This window comes from Salinibacterium sp., assembly GCF_031364185.1.
In the GTDB taxonomy this organism is placed as follows: domain Bacteria; phylum Actinomycetota; class Actinomycetes; order Actinomycetales; family Microbacteriaceae; genus Rhodoglobus.
On record NZ_JANLVV010000138.1, the window covers coordinates 1 to 3158 of the forward strand.

The window sequence follows — 3158 nt, forward strand, 5'->3', positions numbered from 1 at the left end:
CCATCTCGTTCCCGGGCACGCCACTTTCGGGTGCCTACCTAAGCAGTTTTGTCGTAACTACCGTCGAGAACCGCTACTGTGCCGAGTGCGGGTGGCTTCTCACATCAGATGGTACAAAGATCAACATTTACTCGGAACTCACGTATCGGAGAATCAACTAGTGGACCATCGAGCCTCGATACGCCTGATGACCGCTTTCGCTGTTGTCGTGAGTCTTTCCGGGTGTTCTGCACAACCAGATCGGGAGACCTGTGACGGGAGTCTCGCAGGAGTAACACCCATTGAACGTTTTGACGGAATGTACTACTTGACGTCTGACGAGCTCGCGAAATCTGTCGCCAGCTGTGACGGTGCCGATGATTGGATGGCGGCTTTGCGCGCGCACCCCAACGTGGTGAGCATTGACGAGATCTCCGCAAGCGATGCGGAGGTGTATCTGGCCTCCAGCTGTCAGCTTCTCCCGGACCAGGGCGACTCGGCTCCGGCGTGCGTCGAAGCAAAAAACGGGGATACTTCGAGTAGACATTTGATGCAAGGGTCTTGCTATGAAAAACGAAGGTCGGCATGACGGTCACGTGGGTGAAGGCCACTTATGTGTTTACCGCTAGGTCGGACTCTCCGACTATGTGGGTGCGGGGTGTTGCGTCGACCGGGGATGCGAGCGAACTGGCGGATAATGTGACGGTCACTCAGGATGCGTGAGTGCAGCAGATGCGCGCTGGCACCACCGCGCAGGCGCCGGTGTCTGACGTGGTCATCCAGTCGCAGTCGGGCAGGATCCTCAAAAACACGGTCACCGACGTATTCGTATGATGCTGCGGGAAGATTGATCACCGCGGTCATCCCCAGGCACACCGTGGCGTGTGGATTTGCGCAGACCTCGACGTAGGGGATGAATACTGCGGCGGGCCGGGATGGGAGCCGCACCAGCATCTCCGACACGAAGGATGGTGGCACCCCGGCGGAGACGGGGTATTGCTATGACTGGGCCGACCGCCTCACTGGGCGGCGCCTACGAAAGGCTGACGCAAGAAGAACTCGGCTGCAGCAAAGGCGGCGTGGGTACCGGTGAGACAACCGCGCAAAGTGCCACAAATGAGCGACACTGAGCGGTACATACCAGCCCCTCCAGACTGCCGATTCGGTGGATGCCGTCAAGCAGATGTTCAGTTGAGCTTTTGCGCGCTGGTCTGTGTGGCAGCTACATACGCTCACAGGGAGGATGGCAAGGACCTCTTTGGAGTTGGCGTGGGCAGCGGCCTAGAAGCCGAGCTTTCATTGGCTGTTGGAAGCAGCACCTTTAGCTCCACGGGGTGGTCCCTTGCTGGCTCCTGCTCAGCAGACCTAGGCGTCGGTTATTATGTCGGCGGTAGCGGTTCTATGGATCCAGGGATCAACACAATTGGGCCAACGTTCTCACCGCCCAGCTCGTCGAGCGGGGTCGTGCATGGAGCCGGAGCCGGGTGCAGCGGGACCCTAAATTACCAAACTGAAGCCTCTTGGCCTTCGTGGTGATACATCAAACAATGAAAGCTGAGTATGAATAGCGAATTTGTGCCGTTTTTCTTCGTAGGAGCATTCCAGCTCGGTCTTGGCTGCACGCTCCTAGCGCTTCGCTCTCGTCTGCTCCGATGGGTGACCTCGATACTTGCCAATCCTGCAAGTTGGATTCGATCGGTGGTCTCAGTTGTGGCGGTCATAATGGGCTGCACGTCAATTGCGATCGGTACGTTGATAGTGACACTGGGAATTGTGTTGGCCGCAGGAAGTAGCTAATTTCTAGTCGTCCCTCGGAGAGCATAAAATCTCGCCGGCCACGAGGTCGGATCAGTTGTGCATAATGTCTGCATTTCGGCATCAGAGCAAAACATGAAGCTGGCCGATCAGACTCTGGCCTATGACGTCTCGGACCGGCACCGGACCACAACCCTCACCGATGGCACGACGGTTGTCTATCTGCGTGATGTCACCGGGAGGGACCTGTCCCTGCCCGGTGGCGTGAATGTGACCCTCCCGGCAGGCACTCCGGCCACCCCGGGCGAGGCATCAACCTGGGTGTTCCCGAATCTGCACGGGGACACGATCCTCACCACCAACGCTGCTGGCCTGAGGGTGGGGGTGCGGGCGTTATATGACCCGTCTGACGGCGGGCACCCTCACCTATGACGCGCACCGGAGCACGGTGACTGTGGCCGATCAGACCCTCACCTATGACATCGCAGACCGACACGCCTCCACCCCAACGACCACTGACGACGCGACCACAAGGCCACTTAGCTCCGCGACTCACAGCCTGCGACGTGTGAGACCCCAGAAACGTTGGGTTGTGCGGCAAGACTACTCTCGCGAAGCTGACCTTATGGCCACCACCGACGCCGCGTTCGAGCGTGCATACACCCAGCACCTTCCTGCGGTGAGTGGATACCTCTACCGACGCGTCGAGCGGCGCTTCGTTGAGGATCTTGCCGCCGACGTGTTCGCGATCGCGTGGCGTCGTCGGGCGACGGTGACCGTAGGCGAAGAGTTGCCGTGGCTGTATCGCATCGCCGCGAACGTCGTGTCGAACCATCGAAGGAGGGTGGCCACGGGCGTCTCCCTGATCGCGGCCTTTCGGCCGGCGGACTCGGCTCCATCAGCCGAGGACATTGTGGTCGCCGACACCTCACTTGCCGCAGCCTGGCGCCAGCTTCGGGCGCCGGAGCGGGAGATCATTGCCCTCGCTCTGGTCGAAGAACTTCCGGCCTCGCAGATTGCCGTTGCCCTGAAGATCAGCGCCAATGCCGCGAGCATCCGTCTGCACCGAGCCAGGAAGAAGCTCGTCGAGCTGCTTGCGGCAGATAATTCTTTGGATGCGGCGGAAAGATCCGCGGCATCCGCGACATATCCCAGGTATGAGCAACCTTCCTGATGACGTGACCGCACGATTGCGGCACAGCCTGGGCCGCAATGCAGCGCCCGAGCTTTCCGCCGACATCGTCACCGGCGCTGCCGATCGCGCGGCTCCCCGAATGACACACCCCGCGAGGCGGCTACGGGTGGCGGGCGGGATTACCGTTGCCGTGGCATCCATCGCCGTCGCCGCCCTGGTCATCACACCGGGCTTGCAGCGCGCGCCACTCTTCACAGCGGGTGCCGCCTCGTCGGCTAGCGCCCTGAGT

Annotated in this window: 4 protein-coding genes; all 4 read left to right on the top strand. The window is 60.5% G+C overall.

Annotated elements, in window-relative coordinates; translation table 11 throughout:
- Positions 1-564 precede the first annotated feature (564 nt).
- Positions 565-702 carry a hypothetical protein gene (locus tag RMN95_RS06150; RefSeq protein WP_309616062.1) on the top strand — a complete coding sequence of 46 codons (138 nt, stop codon included), beginning with the start codon at positions 565-567 and terminating at the stop codon, positions 700-702.
- A 1167-nt stretch (positions 703-1869) separates the two neighbouring features.
- Complete coding sequence (locus RMN95_RS06155) at positions 1870-2166, top strand: hypothetical protein (protein WP_309616063.1); 297 nt, start codon at positions 1870-1872, stop codon at positions 2164-2166.
- Between the two features lie 193 nt (positions 2167-2359).
- Positions 2360-2908, top strand: a complete 549-nt coding sequence (locus tag RMN95_RS06160) for a sigma-70 family RNA polymerase sigma factor (RefSeq protein ID WP_309616064.1) — start codon at positions 2360-2362, stop codon at positions 2906-2908.
- The coding region (locus tag RMN95_RS06165) for a hypothetical protein (RefSeq protein ID WP_309616065.1) at positions 2892-3158 on the top strand (267 nt) is incomplete at its 3' end. The genes RMN95_RS06160 and RMN95_RS06165, both read left to right, overlap by 17 nt.